This is a genomic window from Streptomyces sp. NPDC102441 (genome assembly GCF_044765585.1).
Lineage (GTDB): Bacteria > Actinomycetota > Actinomycetes > Streptomycetales > Streptomycetaceae > Streptomyces.
Genome location: NZ_JBIWKH010000017.1, coordinates 125,876 through 147,442, shown reverse-complemented (window position 1 = coordinate 147,442; position 21,567 = coordinate 125,876). Strand labels below are relative to the sequence as shown.

Annotated in this window: 17 protein-coding genes and 1 tRNA gene; 12 read left to right on the top strand and 6 right to left on the bottom strand. The window is 65.9% G+C overall.

Annotation, left to right across the window (positions count from 1 at the left end; genetic code table 11):
• Positions 1-161: 161 nt before the first annotated feature.
• Both grpE and dnaK read right to left on the bottom strand, forming a co-directional pair.
• Complete coding sequence (gene grpE, locus ACIREO_RS32350; RefSeq protein WP_404116643.1) at positions 162-812, bottom strand: nucleotide exchange factor GrpE; 651 nt, start codon at positions 810-812, stop codon at positions 162-164.
• On the bottom strand, positions 809-2,665 hold the full coding sequence (dnaK, locus tag ACIREO_RS32345) for a molecular chaperone DnaK (protein ID WP_404116641.1): 1,857 nt from the start codon (positions 2,663-2,665) through the stop codon (positions 809-811). The genes grpE and dnaK overlap by 4 nt, the downstream gene beginning before the upstream one ends.
• A gap of 295 nt (positions 2,666-2,960) precedes the next feature.
• Here dnaK and ACIREO_RS32340 point away from each other — a divergent pair, with 295 nt between their 5' ends.
• From ACIREO_RS32340 to ACIREO_RS32330, 3 genes are all read left to right on the top strand, one after another.
• Positions 2,961-3,626 carry a sugar transferase gene (locus tag ACIREO_RS32340; protein WP_404116639.1) on the top strand — a complete coding sequence of 222 codons (666 nt, stop codon included), beginning with the start codon at positions 2,961-2,963 and terminating at the stop codon, positions 3,624-3,626.
• Between the two features lie 92 nt (positions 3,627-3,718).
• Entirely contained in the window at positions 3,719-5,986 is a 2,268-nt protein-coding gene (locus ACIREO_RS32335) for a heterodisulfide reductase-related iron-sulfur binding cluster (RefSeq protein WP_404116637.1), read from the top strand.
• A 203-nt stretch (positions 5,987-6,189) separates the two neighbouring features.
• Positions 6,190-7,116, top strand: coding sequence for a Yip1 family protein (locus ACIREO_RS32330; RefSeq protein WP_404116635.1), 927 nt, complete (start codon positions 6,190-6,192; stop codon positions 7,114-7,116).
• Between the two features lie 75 nt (positions 7,117-7,191).
• On the opposite strand, the gene ACIREO_RS32325 is transcribed toward ACIREO_RS32330, so the two are convergent.
• Complete coding sequence (locus tag ACIREO_RS32325; protein WP_404116633.1) at positions 7,192-7,692, bottom strand: phosphoribosyltransferase; 501 nt, start codon at positions 7,690-7,692, stop codon at positions 7,192-7,194.
• 6 nt (positions 7,693-7,698) lie between these two features.
• Entirely contained in the window at positions 7,699-8,274 is a 576-nt protein-coding gene (gene dcd / locus ACIREO_RS32320; protein WP_404116631.1) for a dCTP deaminase, read from the bottom strand.
• A 477-nt stretch (positions 8,275-8,751) separates the two neighbouring features.
• On the opposite strand from dcd, the gene ACIREO_RS32315 reads away from it, so the two are divergent.
• Positions 8,752-8,822 (top strand) — tRNA-Gly (locus tag ACIREO_RS32315).
• Positions 8,823-8,974: 152 nt separating this feature from the next.
• Positions 8,975-9,783, top strand: a protein-coding gene (locus tag ACIREO_RS32310) for an IS5 family transposase (protein WP_404116629.1) whose coding sequence is annotated in 2 segments (ribosomal slippage) — positions 8,975-9,301 and positions 9,304-9,783 — 807 coding nt in all. Because the reading frame shifts where the segments join, the coding sequence is not laid out codon by codon here.
• A gap of 9 nt (positions 9,784-9,792) precedes the next feature.
• Here the strand turns inward: ACIREO_RS32310 and ACIREO_RS32305 are convergent.
• Complete coding sequence (locus tag ACIREO_RS32305; RefSeq protein ID WP_404116628.1) at positions 9,793-10,782, bottom strand: CehA/McbA family metallohydrolase; 990 nt, start codon at positions 10,780-10,782, stop codon at positions 9,793-9,795.
• A 475-nt stretch (positions 10,783-11,257) separates the two neighbouring features.
• Between ACIREO_RS32305 and ACIREO_RS32300 the strand changes: the two genes are divergently transcribed.
• From ACIREO_RS32300 to ACIREO_RS32275, 6 genes are all read left to right on the top strand, one after another.
• A complete protein-coding gene (locus tag ACIREO_RS32300) occupies positions 11,258-12,487 on the top strand; it encodes a helix-turn-helix domain-containing protein (protein ID WP_404116627.1) in 1,230 nt (409 codons plus the stop codon).
• 178 nt (positions 12,488-12,665) lie between these two features.
• Entirely contained in the window at positions 12,666-12,989 is a 324-nt protein-coding gene (locus ACIREO_RS32295; protein ID WP_244167327.1) for a hypothetical protein, read from the top strand.
• Positions 12,990-13,380: 391 nt separating this feature from the next.
• The gene (locus ACIREO_RS32290; protein WP_404116625.1) at positions 13,381-14,613 is read left to right on the top strand and encodes a hypothetical protein; all 1,233 of its coding nucleotides are present in this window, start codon (positions 13,381-13,383) and stop codon (positions 14,611-14,613) included.
• Between the two features lie 107 nt (positions 14,614-14,720).
• A complete protein-coding gene (locus tag ACIREO_RS32285) occupies positions 14,721-16,043 on the top strand; it encodes a UDP-glucose dehydrogenase family protein (RefSeq protein ID WP_404116623.1) in 1,323 nt (440 codons plus the stop codon).
• 26 nt (positions 16,044-16,069) lie between these two features.
• The gene (locus ACIREO_RS32280; RefSeq protein ID WP_404116621.1) at positions 16,070-16,399 is read left to right on the top strand and encodes a MazG-like family protein; all 330 of its coding nucleotides are present in this window, start codon (positions 16,070-16,072) and stop codon (positions 16,397-16,399) included.
• A 939-nt stretch (positions 16,400-17,338) separates the two neighbouring features.
• Entirely contained in the window at positions 17,339-19,363 is a 2,025-nt protein-coding gene (locus tag ACIREO_RS32275; protein ID WP_404116619.1) for a hypothetical protein, read from the top strand.
• A gap of 12 nt (positions 19,364-19,375) precedes the next feature.
• Here ACIREO_RS32275 and ACIREO_RS32270 read toward each other — a convergent pair whose 3' ends face one another.
• Positions 19,376-19,945 (bottom strand): hypothetical protein, encoded by a 570-nt coding sequence (locus ACIREO_RS32270; RefSeq protein WP_404116617.1) that lies wholly within the window; start codon positions 19,943-19,945, stop codon positions 19,376-19,378.
• 82 nt (positions 19,946-20,027) lie between these two features.
• Between ACIREO_RS32270 and ACIREO_RS32265 the strand changes: the two genes are divergently transcribed.
• Positions 20,028-21,143 (top strand): toll/interleukin-1 receptor domain-containing protein, encoded by a 1,116-nt coding sequence (locus ACIREO_RS32265; protein WP_404116615.1) that lies wholly within the window; start codon positions 20,028-20,030, stop codon positions 21,141-21,143.
• Positions 21,144-21,567 lie beyond the last annotated feature (424 nt).

Here is a 21,567-nt window from a genome sequence, read left to right as displayed (position 1 = left end):
GCGGGGGGTTCGTGGGGCCGCCCAATAAGTTTTTTTTAGACCTCCCGTACTATTACATGCGTCAACAGCCCCGCCCCGCCCCCCGCCCCCCCGGGGGGGGGGGGGGCGGGGGGGCCGCCCCCACGCCCCGTCGGTGTTCACCGCTGTGGTCGGACGCAATGTCAGACCTCTTCGGTGCCACCGCTCTCCTCGTCGTCTGCCTTCTCTTCGTTCGCCGCCGCGGGCGTGGCGCCCGGCTGCGGCTCGGCCACGGCCACCCGCGCGGGGCGGATGGTGCGCTCCCCGATGCGGTACCCAGGCTGCAGGATCGCCACGCAGGTCGTCTCGGTGACGTCCGGCGCGTACGAGTGCATCAGGGCCTCGTGGATCGTCGGGTCGAAGGGCTCGCCCTCCTTGCCGAACTGCTGGAGGCCGATCTTCGCGACCACCGTCTCCACCGACTCGGCCACGGCCTTGAAGCCGCCGACGAGCTCGCCGTGCTCCCGTGCCCGGCCGATGTCGTCGAGCACGGGCAGGAGCTCGGACAGGAGACCCGCCGCGGCGACCTCCTTGACCGTGACCCGGTCGCGCTCGACGCGGCGACGGTAGTTCTGGTACTCGGCCTGGAGCCGCTGGAGGTCGCCCGTGCGCTCGTTGAGCGCGGTACGGACCTGGTCCAGCTGGGCCGTCAGAGCCGCGGTCTGCTGTACGTCCCCGGCCGGGGCCGCCGCCTCCTCCTCGGAGGGGGTGGCGGCCTTCGGCTCGGCGTCGTCGGCATCGGCGCCGGAGGGGACGTCAGGCTTCTCGTCGAAGCCCGGAGTCTCCTCGGTCACGCCGCACCACCCTTCGTGTCCTTCTCGTCGTCCACGATCTCGGCGTCGACGACGTCGTCGTCGGCGGCCTTGGCCTGGTCGTCACCCGGCGCCTCGGCGCCCGGCGTCGCACCCTCGGACTGGGTGTTGGCGTACATCGCCTGGCCCAGCTTCTGGGAGACGGCCGCGACCTTCTCGGTGGCGGTACGGATCTCGGCGGTGTCCTCGCCCTTGAGCTTCTCCTTCAGCTCGGTGAGCGCGGTCTCCACCTCCGTCTTCACGTCGCCGGGGACCTTGTCCTCGTTGTCCTTGAGGAACTTCTCCGTCTGGTAGACGAGCTGCTCGCCCTGGTTGCGCGACTCGGCGGCCTCGCGACGGCGGTGGTCCTCGTCGGCGTACTGCTCGGCCTCTTCGCGCATCCGGTTGACCTCGTCCTTCGGCAGCGAGGAGCCACCGGTGACGGTCATCTTCTGCTCCTTGCCGGTGCCGAGGTCCTTGGCAGCGACGTGCATGATGCCGTTGGCGTCGATGTCGAAGGCGACCTCGATCTGCGGCACACCACGCGGGGCCGGCGGCAGACCGGTGAGCTCGAACATCCCGAGCTTCTTGTTGTACGCCGCGATCTCGCGCTCGCCCTGGTAGACCTGGATCTGCACGGACGGCTGGTTGTCCTCGGCCGTCGTGAAGATCTCGGAACGCTTGGTCGGGATCGTGGTGTTGCGCTCGATGAGCTTGGTCATGATCCCTCCCTTGGTCTCGATACCGAGGGACAGCGGGGTCACGTCGAGGAGCAGGACGTCCTTGACCTCGCCCTTGAGGACACCGGCCTGGAGCGAGGCGCCGATGGCGACGACCTCGTCCGGGTTCACACCCTTGTTGGCGTCCTGGCCGCCCGTGAGCTCCTTGACGAGCTCGGCGACGGCCGGCATACGGGTCGAGCCACCCACGAGAACGACGTGGTCGATCTCGGAGAGCTGGATGCCCGCGTCCTTGATGACGTTGTGGAACGGGTTCTTGCAGCGGTCCAGGAGGTCCGCGGTCAGCTGCTGGAACTGCGAGCGCGTGAGCTTCTCGTCCAGGTGCAGCGGGCCCTCGGCGGACGCCGTGATGTAGGGCAGGTTGATCGTGGTCTCGGTCGAGGACGAGAGCTCGATCTTGGCCTTCTCCGCAGCCTCACGGAGACGCTGGAGAGCCATCTTGTCCTTGGACAGGTCCACGCCGTGTCCGTTGGCGAACTGCTTCACCAGGTAGTCGACGACCCGCTGGTCCCAGTCGTCACCACCGAGGTGGTTGTCACCGTTGGTGGCCTTCACCTCGACGACGCCGTCGCCGATCTCCAGGAGGGACACGTCGAAGGTGCCGCCACCGAGGTCGAAGACGAGGATCGTCTGGTCGTCCTTGTCGAGGCCGTACGCGAGCGCGGCGGCGGTCGGCTCGTTGACGATGCGCAGGACGTTCAGGCCCGCGATCTCACCGGCCTCCTTCGTCGCCTGGCGCTCCGAGTCGTTGAAGTACGCCGGGACGGTGATCACCGCGTCGGCGACCTTCTCGCCCAGGTACGACTCGGCGTCGCGCTTCAGCTTCTGCAGGATGAAGGCGCTCATCTGCTGCGGGTTGAAGTTCTTGCCGTCGAGCTCGATCTTCCAGTCCGTGCCCATGTGGCGCTTGACCGAACGGATCGTCCTGTCGACGTTGGTGACCGCCTGGCGCTTGGCGACCTCGCCGACAAGCACCTCGCCGTTCTTCGCGAAGGCGACGACGGACGGCGTGGTCCTGGCGCCTTCGGCGTTGGTGATGACGGTGGGCTCGCCGCCTTCGAGAACGCTGACGACGGAGTTAGTCGTGCCCAGGTCGATGCCGACCGCACGTGCCATTTCAATTCCTCCAACTGACTACTTGAGTGGATCTGACTCAAGGATGCATGACACCCACTCCGGAGTCAAAGGACCTGAGTCACTTACGCTCAACTTATGTGCTCGCAACGGTCCTGAACTGCAATTTTCTGCGTCCAGGCAGCCAAGAACGCCGATCGGGACCGCTTCGGTCCGCGACACCCGGCATGCGCTCCACGTCACACACACCCCACCCACCATCGCACCGTGGGATCGTTCTGTCACAAAATGCATCGAGACGGTCATACCGTCACGTCACCGACTCCGGGCAGGTGCCATGCGGAACGCCAAGCAGACTGCGGAACGAAGAAGACGTTCGGCCGAGCGTGCCGCCAGGGCGCTGACCGCCAGGGCCGCCCGGTGGATCACCGGCCCTCTGGCGGCCATGACGGCCAAACGGACCCTGGACCTGACACTCGGCTCGGCGCTCCTGCTCCTGACGGCCCCCGCGGTCACCCTCGCCGCACTGGCTCTGACCCTCCGGCCGCCCCGCGACAGAGGCGCACGGAAGCGCGAGATCCGGGTGGGCCTCGGCGGCCGCCCCTTCGAACTGCGCTCGCTGCGCACCCGCCGGCTCCGGCTCGACCTGCTGTCCCGGCTCCCCCACGTCGTACGGGGAGAGCTCTCCCTGGTCGGCCCGTCACCCCTCACCCCGGAGGACGCCGCACTTCTCGGCCCCTCGGCCGGGCACTGGCGGCAGAGCGTCCGGCCCGGCCTCACCGGCCTGGCCCAGGTGCGCGCCAGGTCAGGGATGCCCTGGGACGAACCCGCCCTCCTCGACGCGCACTACGCAGAGCATCATGGGACAGGGCTCGACCTGGCGATCCTGGCGCAATCCGTACACATTTCCCTGCGTGCGGCGCTCAGCGGACTGCGACGCCCGGGGAAGGCTCGCCTGAGCGACACAGATCACCGCCTGCCCGGCTACAGCGTGGCGGAATAAGTGGATAGTGTCAGCACAGACTGATTAAGTTACTGCTTAGTAATCGCTTGTACGCGCTGGATCCCACCCTCGCAGGCCCGAGGAGCCCCCAAATGCAACTCGCCGCGATCATCGTGTCGCTGGTGCTGACTGTCGTCGGCGTTGCGCTCATCTGCCGAGCCGTCGCGCAGATCTACCGGTTCGTCCGTCTAGGACAGCCGGTGCCGGCAGGCAGCCGCACCGACGACCCCAAGCAGCGCACGATCACCCTGGTCAAGGAATTCCTCGGCCACACCCGGATGAACCGGTGGGGGATCGTGGGCTTCGCCCACTGGTTCGTCGCCATCGGCTTCCTGACCCTGCCGCCGACGCTGCTCCAGGCATACGGACAGCTCTTCCAGGCCGACTGGGTGCTGCCGATCATCGGTGGATGGCTGCCGTTCGAGCTGTACATCGAGTTCATCGGCCTGATGACCGTGCTCGGCATCGTCACGCTGATGGCCATCCGGCTGCTCAACCTGCCGTCGCGCGCCGGCCGCAAGTCCCGCTTCGCCGGCTCCAAGGCCTGGCAGGCGTACTTCGTCGAGTACGTCATCCTCGTCATCGGCCTGGCGATCCTGACCCTCCGCGGCCTCGAGGGTGCGATCCACCACGTCGAAGGCTACGAGGCCGCGTACTTCGTCTCGTATCCGCTGGTGCTCGCCTTCAAGGGCCTCGCGCTCGGCACGCTGCAGAACCTCATCTACTTCGTCGCGATGATCAAGATCGGCGTGTCGCTGATCTGGATGATCACGGTCTCGCTCAACACCAACATGGGCGTTGCCTGGCACCGCTTCCTCGGCTTCCCGAACATCTGGTTCAAGCGCAACGCCGACGGCGCGGTCGCGCTCGGCGCGCTTCAGCCGATGACCACGGGCGGCAAGGAGATCGACTGGGAGGACCCGGGCGAGGACGACACCTTCGGTGTCTCCCAGGTCGAGCAGTTCTCCTGGAAGGGCATCCTCGACTTCTCCACGTGCACCGAGTGCGGTCGCTGCCAGTCGCAGTGCCCCGCGTGGAACACCGGCAAGCCGCTCTCCCCGAAGCTCCTGGTCATGTCCCTGCGCGACCACGCGCACGCCAAGGCCCCGTATCTGCTGGCCGGCGGCGGCAAGGACATGGAGGGCAACGAGAGGGCCACCGAGGAGCAGCTCAAGGACGTTCCCGCGGCCGCTCTCGCGGAGGCCGAGCGCCCCCTCATCGGCACCGCCGAGGAGAACGGCGTCATCGACCCGGACGTCCTGTGGTCCTGCACCACCTGCGGTGCGTGCGTGGAGCAGTGCCCGGTCGACATCGAGCACATCGACCACATCGTCGACATGCGCCGCTACCAGGTGATGATCGAGTCCGCGTTCCCGTCCGAGGCGGGCACGATGCTCAAGAACCTGGAGAAGAAGGGCAACCCCTGGGGGCTCGCCAAGAAGCAGCGCGTCGAGTGGACCAAGGAGGTCGACTTCGAGGTCCCGATCGTCGGCAAGGACGTCGAGGACCTCTCGGAGATCGACTACCTCTACTGGGTCGGCTGCGCGGGCGCCCTGGAGGACCGGGCCAAGAAGACGACGAAGGCCTTCGCGGAGCTCCTGAACATCGCGGGCGTCAAGTTCGCGATCATGGGCGGCGACGAGAAGTGCACGGGTGACTCGGCCCGCCGCCTCGGCAACGAGCCGCTGTTCCAGCAGCTCGGCCAGGAGAACGTCGCGATGCTGAACATGGCGTTCGGCGAGGATGACGACGACGACTCCACCAAGAAGGCCAAGGCGACGAAGAAGATCGTCGCGACCTGCCCGCACTGCTTCAACACCATCGCGAACGAGTACCCGCAGCTCGGCGGCGAGTACGAGGTCATCCACCACACGCAGCTGCTCCAGCACCTGGTGGACGAGGGCAAGCTCGTCCCGGTGACGCCGGTCGAGGGTCTGATCACGTACCACGACCCCTGCTACCTGGGCCGCCACAACAAGATCTACACGCCCCCGCGCGAGATCATCGCGAAGGTCCCGGGTCTGCGGAACGAGGAGATGCACCGCCACAAGGAGCGCGGTTTCTGCTGCGGCGCCGGAGGTGCCCGGATGTGGATGGAGGAGCGGATCGGCAAGCGCATCAACAACGAGCGCGTCGACGAAGCCCTCTCCCTCAACCCGGACATCGTCTCCACCGCCTGCCCGTTCTGCCTCGTCATGCTGACCGACTCGGTCAACGGCAAGAAGAACGACGGCCAGGCGAAGGAGTCGATCCAGGTCGTCGACGTGTCACAGCTGCTCCTCGAGTCGGTGAGGACACCCGCCGACCCGGAGGGCGACGCGGAGACGGCCGACCAGCCGGAACCGGCACCCGTCCAGTAGCTGCCTCCCACCACGGAAGCGGCCGGACCTGCCTCGGGGGCAGGACCGGCCGCTCCGGCGTTCCAGGGGCGCTGTGCCGGGGCGCCCGGAGCTCCCGCAGACCCCCCAGGGTTCCCCTAGGGGATGTCACAGCTAGGCCGCAATGGGACCTGTGTTCCCCCGGCCCTCACACCGCACCCACACAGACCAGGTACGTTCGATGTGTGGCTGGATTCAGGATCGGACGCGGCCGGGACAACCGCACACCGCAACAACACCCGCAGCAGCAACAGCCGTACGGCGCGCAGGCATCACCGCCGCCGTACGGCGGGCAGTCGTGGCCCCCGGCAGGGGGCAACGGCGCACCGTACGGCGGCCCTCAGGGCGCCCCGTACAGCGGCGGGCACGGCGGCAACGGACACGGGGGTGGGAACGCGCACACAGGCGGGCACGGTGAACCGGAGTACTTCGGCGATCAGTATCACCAGCCCTCGCAGCAGGACCCGTATGCCAACGCCCCGGGGCACACCCAGGCGTTCAGCATCAACGACGACCCGTACGGCGACGGCAGCACCTACCAGGCAGGCCAGGCGCCCGCGCAGCCCTCGGGGCCGCGGCTGCACTGGAAGCAGCTGCTGAGCGGCATCGTGATGCGGCCGGCGCCGACCTTCTGGCAGATGCGCGACTACCCCGTCTGGGGCACCGCGATCGTCGTCACGTTCATCTACGGCCTTCTCGCGCTCTTCGGCTTCGACCAGGCGCGTGACGAGGCCATCCACGCGGAGGTCTCCACGGCCGCCCCGTACGTCATCTTCACGGGCATCGGCTTCGTCATCGGCGGCCTGGTCCTCGGCGCGGTCACGCACACCCTGGCCCGCCAGCTCGGCGGCACGGGCTCCTGGCAGCCGACCGTGGGCCTGTCGATGCTCATCATGTCGATCACCGACGCACCACGCCTGGTCTTCGCACTGTTCCTCGGCGGCGAGAACTCCCTGGTCCAGATCCTCGGCTGGATCACCTGGCTGGCCGCCGGAGCGCTGTTCACGCTGATGGTGAGCAAGTCGCACGACCTGCCGTGGCCGAAGGCCCTGGGCGCCTCCGCGATCCAGCTGATCGCGCTGCTCTCGATCATCAAGCTCGGCACGATCTGATCAGACAGGCGGAAAGGGGGCCCCGGTGCTGCGCACCGGGGCCCCCTTTCCGCCTCTTCAGGCTCTTCAGGCTCTTCAGGAGTCGAGAACCTGACCCTCACGGCGCACGACGGGCTTCTCCACGCTCCACGGGAAGTTGATCCACTGATCGGTCTTCTTCCACACGTACTCGCATTTCACGAGCGAATGCGGCTTCTCGTAGATGACGGCGCTGCGCACCTCGGCCACATGGTCGATACAGAAGTCACGGACCAGCTTCAGCGTCTTGCCGGTGTCGGCGACGTCGTCGGCGATGAGCACCTTCTTCCGCGTGAAGTCGATGGCGTTGGGGACGGGTGCCAGCATCACCGGCATCTCAAGAGTGGTCCCGACCCCGGTGTAGAACTCGACGTTCACCAGATGGATGTTCTTGCAGTCCAGGGCATACGCCAGCCCGCCGGCGACGAAGACCCCGCCCCGCGCGATGCTCAGCACGACGTCCGGCTCGTAACCGTCGTCGGCCACCGCCTGCGCCAGCTCACGTACGGCGTGTCCGAAGACCTCGTACGTCAGATTCTCCCGCACCTCACCAGCCATGCCGTATCACACCTGAGTCCGATGGAAATTCATGAAGGAACGCGAGGCGGTCGGCCCTCGCTGGCCCTGATAACGCGATCCGTAGCGCTCGGACCCGTACGGGAACTCCGAGGGCGATGTCAGCCGGAACATACACAGCTGGCCGATCTTCATTCCCGGCCAGAGCTTTATCGGCAACGTCGCCAGATTCGAGAGCTCCAGGGTCACATGGCCCGAGAACCCGGGGTCGATGAACCCGGCCGTGGAATGCGTCACCAGCCCGAGCCGGCCGAGCGAGCTCTTGCCCTCCAGCCGCGACGCCAGGTCGTCGGGGAGCGAGATGACCTCGTAGGTGGACGCCAGGACGAACTCCCCGGGGTGCAGGATGAACGCCTCGTCACCGTCCGGCTCGACCTTACGGGTCAGGTCCACCTGCTCGACGGCGGGATCGATATGCGGATAGCGGTGGTTCTCGAACACCCGGAAGTAGCGGTCCAGCCGCACATCGATGCTCGAGGGCTGCACCATCGAAGCGTCGAACGGGTCAATGCGAACCCGCCCGGCATCGATCTCGGCCCGGAGGTCCTTATCTGAGAGAAGCACGCACCGAGGATACGCAGAACGCGCGAGCCGACCCCAACCGGACCGCCCCGCGCGTGCCTGCCTCGGACCCCTGCCGCCCGCTAACGCTCCTCGAACGCCACAGGAACGGCCTGCCTCAGCCGCGCACAACGTGGACAGCGGATGAGCCGCCCGGGTCCGATCCGCTCGGACCCGAGCTGCTGCATCGGGAACGACGAGGTAGCAAAAACGTGCCCTTCGGCACAGCGGACGACGGTGCGCTCCATCGACTCCATCAAGTCCCTTCCCCAACCAGCCTTGGACGAGACCGCCACATTAGGGGATGAACGGGACGCCACTCCAGGCGGCACTCCGTCCACCCACGCTACGCCCCCAACTCACCCCACCCGCACCCGCGTCCACCCCCCGGAACGACACAGGGGCCCCACGGCGAACACGCCGGGGGCCTGCGATGGGGTACAGTGTGGGACGATGCACAGCCGATCACCGGCGCGCTTCGCGGGTGTAGTTTAATGGTAGAACATGAGCTTCCCAAGCTCAGAGCGCGAGTTCGATTCTCGTCACCCGCTCTTCCACGAACCTCCAGGTCAACGGCCTGGGGGTTCGTCGTTTCCTAGACGCAGTGTGGGTTGCGTGCCCTCCACGTGCCCTAACTGATCGTTTCAGAATGAGTTCAACCGCGGGTCTCACATCTAGCGATCTTGGTCGGCAAGGTGTCCGAGTGCGTGCTGATCTTGTTCCAGATGACCTGTGGGAGCGCGTGGCTCCGCTCCTGCCACCCGCTCCTGAGCGGCGCCGCCGCCACCCCGGGCGACTGCGTGTTCCCGACCGGGCGGCCCTCACCGGGGTGATGTACGTATTGCGGACTGGTGTCGCCTGGCGTGATGTCCCGGCTGAAGCGGTCGGCTGCTCCGGGGTGACGGCCTGGCATCGCCTGCGAGACTGGACCGAGGCCGGTGTCTGGCCGCGCCTGCACGCAGCCCTGCTGACCGAGCTTCGCCGCGCCGCCCTGCTGGATCTTGAGCACTGCGCTGTTGACGGCTCGCATGTCCGGGCCCTAAAAGGGGGGATCACGTCGGCCCCTCGCCAGTCGACCGCGCCCGGCCCGGCTCCAAGCACCACCTGATAGTCGACCGGCATGGAACCCCGCTCGCCGTCACGCTCACCGGCGGCAACCGCCACGACGTCACCCAGCTGCTGCCGCTGCTCGACGCGGTCCCGCCGATCCGGGGGCTACGAGGACGGCCTCGCCGTAAGCCGCGGCACCTGTATGCCGACCGGGGCTACGACTTCGACAAATACCGCCGCCTGCTGTGGAAGCGCGGCATCAAGCCAATGATCGCCCGACGCGGCGTCGTCCACGGCTCAGGGCTCGGCAAAGTCCGTTGGGTGGTGGAACGGGCCTTCGCCTGGCTGCACCAGTTCAAACGACTCCGGATTCGCTACGAACGACGCGCCGACCTTCATCAGGGCTTGCTCGAACTGGCATGCAGCCTCATGTGCCTCCGCCGCCTGCGGACCGCACGATAATATGAGCGGTCAGTTGAAGATGATCGGATTGGTGAGTGCGGCGACGTGCCCGCTGTGATGTCGGACCTCGATGCGGACGAACGCTGACTGCTCCGCTGTCGTGTCCCACTGCACCGCTCCCGGCCCGTCATCGGGGAGGGGGGCTCGGTGGACCTTTCCTCGATCGGTGTGGAAGCTGACGGTCCCCGCCGGCACACCCCGTACTGCCGCATGCACTTCCACCTGCCCACCCTGAGTCGCGAGCCGCTCGCCCACCCCGGCAACGCGGCCGGCCGCATGGGAGGTGAACGACACGTCCACATCCGCCGACTCGGCGATCCAGCTGCGGCCGGCGCAGATCCCGGCCAGCACTGCCTCTGTGCTCAGTTCCTCAGCGAAGACCACGGTGTGAGGGATCCCGATCTGCCCTTCCAAGTGGGTATCGCTGTTGCCCATCGCCGGCCGCCACGAGCCCGTGCGAAGGTCCGTCGCGAGGCTCCGCCCCCATTCGGCCAGGGCCGCCTCGTTGTCGGCATTCCAGGGCCGGTCCGAAGTCCACAGTCCGTTCCATACCTCCACCACGTCGAAGCCAAGGAAGGGGAACATGAAGTCGCCCGAGGGGTAGGGCGCACGCGGGTGTGCGGCCACGCACACGCCCCCTGCTCGGTGGACCTGGTCCAGGCACTTGTCCACCAGTCCGTCCCTGACCTGGTGGTTCCAGTCGACGACCTCGCCGGGATCGAGGCCGAGCGCGAGCCAGTGCCCGGTCTTCGTGGTCACCTCTTCGCCGAGAATGATCAAGAAGTCATCGGCGGCCAGATGCCCCCAGACACCCGGGGCCGCGGCTGAGTTGTGCTCCGTCGTCGCGATGAAGTCGAGCCTGGCCGACCGCGCCCGGACGGCCAACTCTTCGGGGGTGAGTTCCCCGTCAGAGTGGAGGGAGTGGACGTGGCAGTCCCCGCGGTACCAGGCCGCCCCGCGTCCGACCGCCCGCGCCGACGGGAAGCTCAATCTCGACACGGTTCTCCTCCCAGAGACTTGTCGAGCCAACGCACCAACCGGGGCGCCCCGTTCCATCGCCCGCTGAGCGCGGTCTCGGTCGAGACGTTAAACCAAGAGCCCATTTTGAAACGATCAGTAACTCCGCGATGACCGCCGCGCCTATCGATCCCGGGTGCAAGACGGTCACGACGGTCACTGGATGCCTCCGGCGAAATGCGACGTGGTGTGCTCCTCATCAACATGATCCGCTGTCGTGGAGCAGCAACGGCGGAGGACTGGGCACCTGGCTCGGACCGGCCGGTCGCCGATAGGGTAAAAGTCCCCCTGCCTCGTGTCGGCCCTTCATGGCGAAGCAGGGAACACTGCTGTGGCACCCCTGTCCAGACAGCGGGACTCACGCGCAAGCCGCGTCATGGGTACCGTGCTGGAGACGAACTCTGTACGGACAGACCGGCGATCGCGCCGGATCGTCCGGCGGCCGGGAGGTGTCCTGATGCTGGAGGAAGCCGAGGAGATCGGCAAGCGCGTCCGCAGGGCGAGGTTGCGGTTGGGTATGCCGCAGGCCGACCTGGCGATGGCCCTGGGAAAGTCGCAGGGCTGGGTATCGAAGATGGAGCGCGGCCTGATCGAGCTGGACCGGGTCGGGCTGCTCAACCAGGTGGCCGCAGAGCTGCATGTCCATCCGAACGACCTGATCGGGCGGCCGTACAGCAGCTCCCCAGACGACAACCAGTGGCAGGTTGCCGCCTCGTCGATCTTGCGCGAGCTGCGCCGCTACGACCTCGTCCCCGTCTTCGACGGGGCTCCGCGGCCCGCACCACAGCTGTGGCGTGAGGTGACCCGACTGCACCGCTTGCGGGACACCGCTTCCAACGTGGCGATTCTCCGCGTTCTCCCGGACCTGTTCCGCGAGGCGCGCGCCCTGGCTGAGGAGTCGGAGGGGCACGAGCGGGAGGAGGCGTACGCCATCTACGCCGTGTGCTGCAAGTTCGCACACACCGCCGCCCACTCCCTCGGGCACCCCGAACTGGTCGCCATGGCCTGCGAGCGGGCCGCCTGGTCAGCCAGGTTGTCGGGAGATCCGGTGCTGCCCGCCGTCGCCGACTGGATGAGGGTCTGGGACATGTGGGCGACGGCTGACTGGGCCGACGCTCTGACGCTCTCGGACAAGGCGATCACCTCGGTGGAGCAGGAGTACGACCGTGGCGAGCCGCTGGCCGTGCGGGCCTGGGGCACGCTGCAGCTACGGGCTGCGGTCTCTGCCGCCCGAGCCGGCCGCGCCTCGGAGGCCGAGGACCGGATCGGACACGCGAAGGCCGCCGCCGAGCGCATGGACGCGTATGTCGGGGCACCGGTGTACGACCGGCATTCGCTGACGTTCTCCGCCGGGAACGTGCAGATCCACGCGATCAGCGTGGCCCTGGAGATGGGCAAGCAGGGCAAGGCGCTGGAGATAAACCGCCGTACCAGCCCGGGACTGGTCGGTTCGCTGCCCAACTCCCGTCAGGGACACCACCACATGGACGTCGCGCGCGCCTGGCTGTGGGACGGGAACCGGGGCAAGGCCCTGGCCGAGTTGGAGACAGCCGAGCGGATCGCGCCCCAGCTCGTACGGAACCACCCCATCGCCCGTTCGACGCTTCGCAGCATCGTCTACGCGGAACGAGCAGCCACGCGGGAGAAGCTGCGGCGCATGTCCGACCGCTTTCACCTGGACGGATAGGGGTCGTATTCCTCCGGCTCATATTCGAGGGTTGCCCTGTCCCTAACTTCAGGGCATGACGCGACGACGTTCTCCCCACCTTCCCTCGCAGGGATCCGGGTTAGGTACCGCAGCTCCCTTCCTTCCCCAGCTCGGCGACCTCGCCACCGACAGCGCCCGCGAGGACCGTGTGGGGGTCGTGGTCGCTCTCCCCGGTGAGGGCTCCGCCACGACCTACCACCTGCGCCCTCCCGGGGGCGGGACCCAGTGGTCCGCGCCCGCTGACGGGACGACGCTCAGGCCCGTGCCGGTGAAGGCCACCCACGCGACGCTGCTGGCCGGCCGGGACGCGGTCTACGACCCGAGGGCCCGGCAAGGGTCGGTTCCCGTCGAGTTCCACTTCGATGACGGCTCGACCCTCAATGGCGCCCTCATCCTCACCACGGCGGAGCTGGAGCGGTTGTACGCGCAGACCAGCCGCCTCTTGGATGCACACGAACGCGCCCTCGGCGGCACCTCGTGACCGGGGCACGGCGCCGCCATGCCCGAATCGCCGCGTCCAGAACCGCACGGGCCGACCACGGAGGTCGAATCGCGCTCACGTTCTTGGCCGTCGCCGGCCTGGTCGGACCGGCCTGGGCCCTGCGTGAGCACGCCGGCCCGCTCCTTGAAGGAGCTGGCCATCGGCCCACCGCCGTCGCACCGGACGCGAGCCTGCCCTCCGACCGCTGAGGCCGCTCCCGGCACCGCCGCCGTCTGCCCGCGCTCGACCGCCGGAGCCTCCCACGCTGCTCTCTCGTCGAGCGGCGCTGAAGAACCGCCCCGCTCAGCGCGGCTTCGGCTGCCCGGAGCGGGACGGCCTGCACCTCGTCAGCCATCTGGAACATCCACGCGTGATTCCCCAGGGAGGGACCATGGACATCCCGTACATCGTCATCGACCAGCTCGTCCCCGACCAGCAGCAGGTCTGGAAGACGTACTTCGGCGACGCCGACCGCCCCCGCTACATCGAGGAAGGCGTCTGGCGCCGCACCCAGGAGAAGGCCACCGCCGGCCAGTCCGGCTGGGCGGCCTCCGACGACGCACGGCGGCGGATCATCCACTACCGCTACCGGTACGGACTGGTGCCCACCACGGCTGCGCCGGCCATCGGCTTGACCGACCTGTACCTCTATCACTCCGCGTCCGCCCCAGCCGACGAGGTCGCCGCGCACCACGACGCCCTGTGGGATTCGCTCGCCACTGGCGGCTGGAAGGAGGCTCCTGGTGGATTCTTATGGACCCGACGGGATCTGAAGTGCCGGATCACCGAGCACGACGTCCACCCCCAGGACGCCTCTGCGGGCCGCACCCTTCCAGCCGGCTACCGGAGCCTGGACGTGCAGATCGCCTCTGTGTCCTACGCGCCGCCGCCCGCTGTCCGGCAACTGCCGTGGAACGTGCTCTCCACCGGAATCCGGTTCAAGGACCGCCCCGGCACGCCGACCCGCGTGCCGGACCTATCCGTCCTCGCGAACCTTCGACCGTTCCAGGTGGAGATCGGATGCGGTACGTCGGTCGAGGCGGGTATCCCGCCCCTGCACCGGCTCCACGAGATCTACCGGGTCACCGACCGCCAGGGCCACGAGCCGCGTGAGCATCGCTTCACTCTCTCCCCGACCGCGGACACGCTCCTCCATGAGGTGCTGACAGAGCCGGAGGAGAAGACCGCGGAATTCGTGGAAATGTTCCGTGCCTGCTTTCTGGCCGAGCCGACTCCGGCCATGTGGGCGCTGAAGGAACTGAAGGACGCCGGGCACCTCGTCGGCCCGGTCATCACCAACAACTTCGACGTGCTCGCCGCGCGCGCCGGCCTCGACGAGTGTTTCATGCGCCGCTACGACCAGGCCGTACCCGATGTCGAGTGGGTCGACGGCGCCAAGGCACTCCTCGTCGTCGGCCTGCACGCCGACCGACGCAAGGTCCAGGCTCGCGCCCGTGCTCGCGGCATGCAGATCGTCTACCTGGATCCGGAGGGCTTCTGGCACGACGGCCAGTTCATGCCGTACCCGCTGGAGGGGCCCCAGGACGGTGATCTGGTATGCCGGGCAACCGCCGCTGAGGCGCTGCCCGCACTCGTCAATCTCCTGAAACGGCCCGCTGGTTGATTCACCTGCACGAAGAGGGTTGCGCCGGGGGGTGACGCTAGCGTGACGCACCCGGCCGGCCCGGACTCACCGGGCGGGCGAGAGGTAAGGAAAGGAGCGCCGACCCCATGCGCGTATCCGTCATCGGCTGCGGTCACCTGGGCATCCCCCACGCCGCTGCCATGGCCGAGATCGGCCACGAGGTCATCGGCGTAGACCTGGACCAGGCAAAGATCGACCGCCTCAACGCCGGCGAGTGCCCCATCTACGAGGACGGCCTGCCCGAACTCCTCACCACCCACACCGCCACTGGACGACTGCGGTTCACCACCAGCCTCGAAGAGGCGGCCGAGTTCGCGGACGTCCACTTCCTCGCCGTGGGCACGCCGATCGACGCGGACGGACGGAGCTACGACACCGGCCAGGTCTTCGGCGCCGCCCGCGCCCTCGCCCCGCACCTCACCCGCCCGACCGTGATCATCGGCAAGTCCACGGTCACCGTCGGCACCTCCCGCGACCTCGGCGCACTCCTCGCGCGTCTCTCCCCGGCCGGTGAGGACGTGGAGGTCGTCTGGAACCCGGAGTTCCTCCGCGAGGGCCACGCCATCGACGACACCCTGCGACCCGACCGAATCGTCGTAGGCGTCCCCTCGGCCCGCGCAGAGGACGCCGTACGCCAGGTCTACGCACCTCTCCTGGCAAACGGGATCCCGCTGTTCGTCACCGACCCCGCCACCGCCGAACTCATCAAGGGCGCCGCCAACGCCTACCTCGGCATGAAGATCTCCTTCATCAACGGCGTCGCCGACATGTGTACCGCCGCCGGAGCCGACGTCCAGCAGCTCACCGAAGCCATCGGCCTCGACCCCCGTATCGGCCGCGGCGGCCTCAACGCCGGCCCCGGTTACGGCGGCGGCTGCCTCCCGAAGGACGTCCGCGCCTTCACAGCCTCAGCCAGCACCCTCGGAGCCACCGAGGCAGCGACCCTCCTGCGGGCGGCAGAGCAGGTCAACGAATCCCGCCCCACCGCTGCGCTGAAGCTCATCGAGCAGACACTTGGCCACCCCGTCGACGGCGTACGCGTCACCGTCTGGGGAGCTTCCTTCAAGGCTGGCACCGACGATGTCCGCGAATCCCCGGCCCTGGCGATCGCCGCGCTCATGCACCAGCGCGGTGCGACCGTCACCGTCCACGACCCGCACGCCGTGCCCACGGCCCTGCGTCGGCACCCGGAGCTCGACTACGCCGAAGCCCTCGACAACTCCGTCCAGGGCGCCCAACTGATCGTCCTGGCCACCGAGTGGCCCCACTTCCGAGAGGCCGACCCCAAGGCCCTCGCTCCACTGGTCGCGGACCCGGTCCTCGTCGACCTCCGCAACCTCATCGACGCCGACGCCTGGCGCATGGCCGGATGGACCGTGGGCCAGCTCGGACGACCCGCACAGGAATAGCCGAACCCATCGATCGGAGGTCCGACGTGGACACCCTGTGGGACAACATCGAGAAGCTCTCCACCGTCTGCCGAGCGGCCGGCGCCCATCTCCCCGACGAGGAGCTCAAAGCCCTCCAGGTCGGCAAGGTCGCCGAAGAGGCCGGCGAGGCCATGCACGCCCTCCACGGCCTGAAGGGCCTCACCACCTGCGGCGACGACCACACCTGGTCCGAGGTCCAGAACGACCTGGTCGGCGCCGTCATCGCGGCCCTCCTGGCGATGCACTACATCGACCCCACGGGCACCCGCACCACCTTCGACGAGATCCTCCACCGCCGGACGCGCAGGGGCCGCAAGGCCGCCACATCTGCCTGACAACCTCCGGACCCGCCGTCGGCCGCCCCACGCCAGGGGCGGCCGACGGCCATGTGCGAGCACGAGCCACGCCGGATGCCTTCGGAGCACAAGGCGGCTCGCCACGCGCTCCTCGGTTGCGCAAGTAGCACGGCCGGAACAAGCTGCACGGCCTGGAAGCACCCTGCTCCAGATCCCAATCAGAGGGCTCCGCCTGCCCGCCGTGCGACTGCTCACGCACAGCTTGCACAAGATCATCGAGTCGGGTCGCGGCCTCCTGTTGCCGCTCAAGATCAGAGGGCCAGTAGTTCGACGCGACCTTCTCCGAGAACTGGCCGGCCTGCACCGACGCGTCCTCGACGTGGCCCCAGAGTGGGCCGCCACGGCGCGGCCAGCATGTCAGAGATCGTAGAACCGGACGCACCCGGCAGCCCCACCGCGGCACGGGCGACTTCCTGCGCTACACCGAGGTCATCCGCTACGGGAAGGTCCAGGACCCTCCAAAACATGCGCGTAAACCTCCGGCCTTACAGCCCCATTCCGCAGCACCGAACGCATTCGCAAGCAGGTAAGCAGGCAGGCATACGAGTTCCGCACCCGAACACCTGGACAGCCCCCTATTCATGATTATCGCCTTAATGCACCTGAAGCCGTAACGCGTTCATTCATGCTAACGTCCACGCAGTTGCATGCATTCGTGAACCCCTCAAGTATTGGTGCGATCCCATGAATGATCTTTTCAGTGAAGGATTGGACGGCCTTCGGCCCCGCGGTTGGCGGCATCGGTCCGGCGGCGTCCCTTGGATCCCCGGAAACCTAGATCAAATCATGGATGGCCTATTTAGCTTGTTGGAGAGCATCAGGAGTGACGGCTCTGTCGACCGTCCGTTCGCATGGGAACACACGGGAACTGAAACTACCGTACGAAACGCACTGCATTCCATGGGGTCTTGCGGTCTGGTGCACCGGCCCGACAGGAAGGGCTACACGTCCCTAACTCCCGAGGGCGCACATGTTCTCGAAGAACGCGATTTCACCTACTTGATTCAAGTTTTTCATGCGAATGTCAAGTTCATCGGAGAGGCCCTTTCCCTACTTCGCGAAGGGCGGACCCATGGCGAGCTAAATGAGGCGGCACGAGACCTATACCAACTCCAATGGACAACACTTGACCAGGTCAGGAGGCGCACAACCTGGTTTCGCGCAGCTGGATTGGCCGATCTCTGGCAGGGTAGTAACCGACTCATCTTGACCGATCTCGGAATTCGCGTCTGCCAGGAATTGGCGATCGTTAACCCTAATGACCTCCCCGGGCTCCGGAAAAATAACATCGAGAGTGCCTCACTAGACGACCCAGGACCTCTCCTTGCTGGCGAGATCCAGCGACTAGACCAAAACGTCCTGACAGCCAGAAAGCCGCAGATTGGCTACATCGCCGGCGGATCCTCCGTAGCGGCTATCCGAACCATCGTCAATATGATGTCACCTGAAGTAGAACGCCCCTCATTCCTGGCACTATGCACCGAACAATTGGACGTGAAAGAGTCGTCCGCTGAGGCCTCACTGCATTCCTTGCGCTTGTTGGGCTTGATCGAACAAACTGGCCCCCGAACCTACGCTCCTAGCCAGATCTGCCTGGAATGGCTCTCGGCGGATCAGGCTATCGATCTGGTACGCATCCTGCACACCAAAGTATCGATGGTTGGAGAGGTGCTGCATGCGCTACCTCATGGCGGTGAGACCAGTGCCGTATTCCAATGGCTAAGAAAAAACTTTCCAGCAAATCCCATCAGTCGCGCCGAAGTTTCCAAGAGACTGCTCCTGCTCCAAGAGGCCGGACTGGCCGAGAGGATCACCCACACCTCCTATTCCATCACCGCACTCGGGCGGGCCCTCGCAGCGTCAATGCCTACATTGGAGATCGCTCCGCTCGAAACTCGGGTCGGCGAATCGGGCTCTGAGGCCATGCCGTCTACGAACACGACGCCCACCTTCAAGACGCTGGCTCGTGAGGTAGTCGAGGCGGCTACTGACAGCACAAGTCCAGCAAGGTTCGAAAAAGCTTTGGCGGCTTGCTTCGGATCGCTCGGACTCGAAGTCGAACGCTTTGGCGGCCCTAAGAGGACAGACCTCTGCCTTAATTTTTGGAATTCACCGACCGAACGTCGGCGCGTAATCGTGGAGGCAAAGACGGACGGGGCAGGAATCGTCGATGAGGACGATGTGAAATTCGACGCGCTGGAGGAACACCGAAGGCATCACCGTGCGGAGCAAGTTGTCATTATTGGTCCCGGATTTGGGGGTCGCCTACCCGGATGGGCAAAAGACAAGGGTATCCCGTTGATTACCGCAGAGGAGATTTACTGTTGGCTCATTCGGGCTGAGCACATCAGGCTTTTGCCACGAGACTTCTTCCGCATCGTCACTGCCGTGAAGGGCAACAGCACCTCTACGTTCGTGGATGAGTGGGATGCAGCAGAACGCGCCCTGGAGTCTGTCCACCGAGTGGCCCATTCCCTATGGGAGAGCGGAAACGACGAAAAGGATATTGAGTACAGTGGTGGCGCGCTGACCGTACGCGACATTTGGCGTACGAGGAAGGAGAATGCGTTGGATCCATCCGAAATCCAATCGGCCCTCGACTTCCTCTCCAGTCCCCTGGTCAGAGGAGCTGACGTTTCGAAGTCGGGTGAGTATCTGGCAACGTCTGCGCCTGACCTGGTTGCTGCGCGACTTCGCTGCCTGGCTGACGTTATCGAACGAGGCATCCCGAATCTTCCCGCACCCGGGCCACGTACGACTGACCTCCCAATTCAAGTGGCGACAGGCCACGCGGAAGTAGAGAAATCCGCGATCGCCGCTGCCCTTCCGTCTCAGGTTCGAGCATGGGCACGCAGCACCGGGCGCCCGGTGAGTGTGGCAGGACGCCTGCCACACACTCTGGTCGCCGAATATCTAGCTGCGCAGCGCCAGTCCCAAATTTAGGGATTGCGACGCCTACCTGAGGCTCCCTCGAGCGCGCCCAAATCTCCAGGGTGAGAGTGATGCATCAGCAATCACTTGCTGCATCACTGAACTGCGAGCTCTACTGAGATGAGCCACAGCCTCCCCCATGCCTACCTCATCCCACAGCTCAAATGTCCTGCCAGCGTTGGCGGGTTCGGTGAGCAGCTTGTCCAACATGAGCAAGCAAGCGCGAACTTGGGCCGCTCCCTCAAAGTCTGGGAGCGCGCCTATCTCCGCCTTTGCTCGGCTCAGGGAATCAAGGATGGGAAACAGGTACGGCTCCCGCTCCTCGAACGCCGCGAGGTCGATGGAACCAACAGAGGCCAGGTATCGGTTGGCAGCGTCAGCAGCCTTCGTCAAATGATCTTGGGCAGATTCGAAGCGAGTCGCATGGAATCGGGCGTCTTCCAGGCGGGCCTCCCAACGCACGCGGTCGCGGGCGAGGCCCAGCTGCGTCCAGCGCGTGACTACGCCCACGATGATCGCCGCTCCGCCTGTGAACATCGGAGCCAGCACGGCAGTTGAAGCAAAGTCCATCGTCACATCATCCATGTACTGCACGGCCCTCCACCAGATCTGATGATCGATGATCGATGATCCGAAACCCTCTGAAAAGTGCCCTCATGCCATTTAACGTTCACATATGACTGCAAGCAGCGGCGCCGCCGGGTTCTGGAGCTACACCCACCGCGACGATGAGAGCGAGGAAGGAAGGATCAGGCGACTTGCCACTAGAATCGCCAACGAGTTCGAAGCTATCACCGCCGAGGAACTCCACGTCTTCCTGGACAAGGAGGACATCAAGTGGGGTGACGAGTGGCGCAACAGGATCGACAGCGCACTCACTGGTTCAACCTTCTTCATGCCCATCATCACTCCTCGGTTCTTCAAGAGCGAAGAATGCCGCAGAGAGGTTCTAACGTTTTCGGGCCACGCGGCCAGCTTGGGGCTCGACGAGCTCTTGCTCCCGATCATGTATATCGATGTGCCCGGCATCCACAAAGACACCGTTCCCGATGAGGTCATGGCACTTATCTCCAGAAGGCAGTACGAGGACTGGACGCAACTTCGCCTAGAGGACGAAAATTCACCCCAATATCGCCAGGCCGTGCACCGCCTGGCTGGGCGCTTGGTCGAAATCCTTGAACGCGCTGCAGAGGTCGAGCCTCCGCCCGTCACCTTGACGGAGGAACCAGACCCAGAGGAAGAACCTGGGATGCTCGAACTGATGGCGGAAGCAGAAGCAGCTCTGCCCAGGTGGGGTGAAACAATGACCGAATTTTCGGAAACGATCCAAGTGATCGGCGACGCCACCACGGAAGCCGTGGCCGAGATGGAAAGGTCCGACTCCCGCGGCGCCGGCTTCGCAGGCCGTCTTCGAGCCACCCACCAACTGGCTGAACGAATTAAGGAACCCGTCGAGAGAATGGAAGATCTCGGCGTACAGTACTCCACCGAGTTGGTGAAAATCGACCCTGGAGTCCTCGGGATCATTCGCCAAGTCGAAACTGAGGGAGCGGAGACCGCCGAATCCGAGCAGGCCAAAGAGTTCTTCAAAACGGTCCGCGAACTCGCCCAGAACGGAAGAAGGAACATGGAATCATTCCAAGAGTTCTCGGATTCTCTGCAAGGCGTCTCAGGTTTGAGTAAGTCAATGCGCCCCTTGATCGGAAAGATGAGAGGTGCGGTGCAGCAGGTGATGGACGGACAGGCCGTTATTGATGAGTGGGAGCGTCGGATCGACGAGGTATCCGGCTAAGATTTCGCCGGGCCTGGCCCATCTACGCACTTCTGGCCACGCGCCAGTCACGCGTCAGATGGGTCGGGCAGCCACGGCAAACCACCACTCCTCCCAGGCACGTCAAGAACGAGTTCCAGCGCACCAGACTGGCACCAGAATGATCGGTCAACAGCGGTCACCACGAACCATTCTGACGCTACTCAGCTCACCCTAGATGGAGGCGTTTCCCCAGGCCAGCAGCTCTATCGCTCTCATGCGATCAGTGATTCTCAAGCTCAGAGCGCGAGTTCGATTCTCGTCACCCGCTCCATGACGAAGGCCCTGGCCAATGACTGGGGCCCTTTTATTTGCCGTCCAACGGCGCGGCCCCCACGCCTCCACTCGGAGCACGCGACAGCGGGCGTCAAGGCTAGGGGCCAGAGACCCGAGCAAGCGTGTGCAT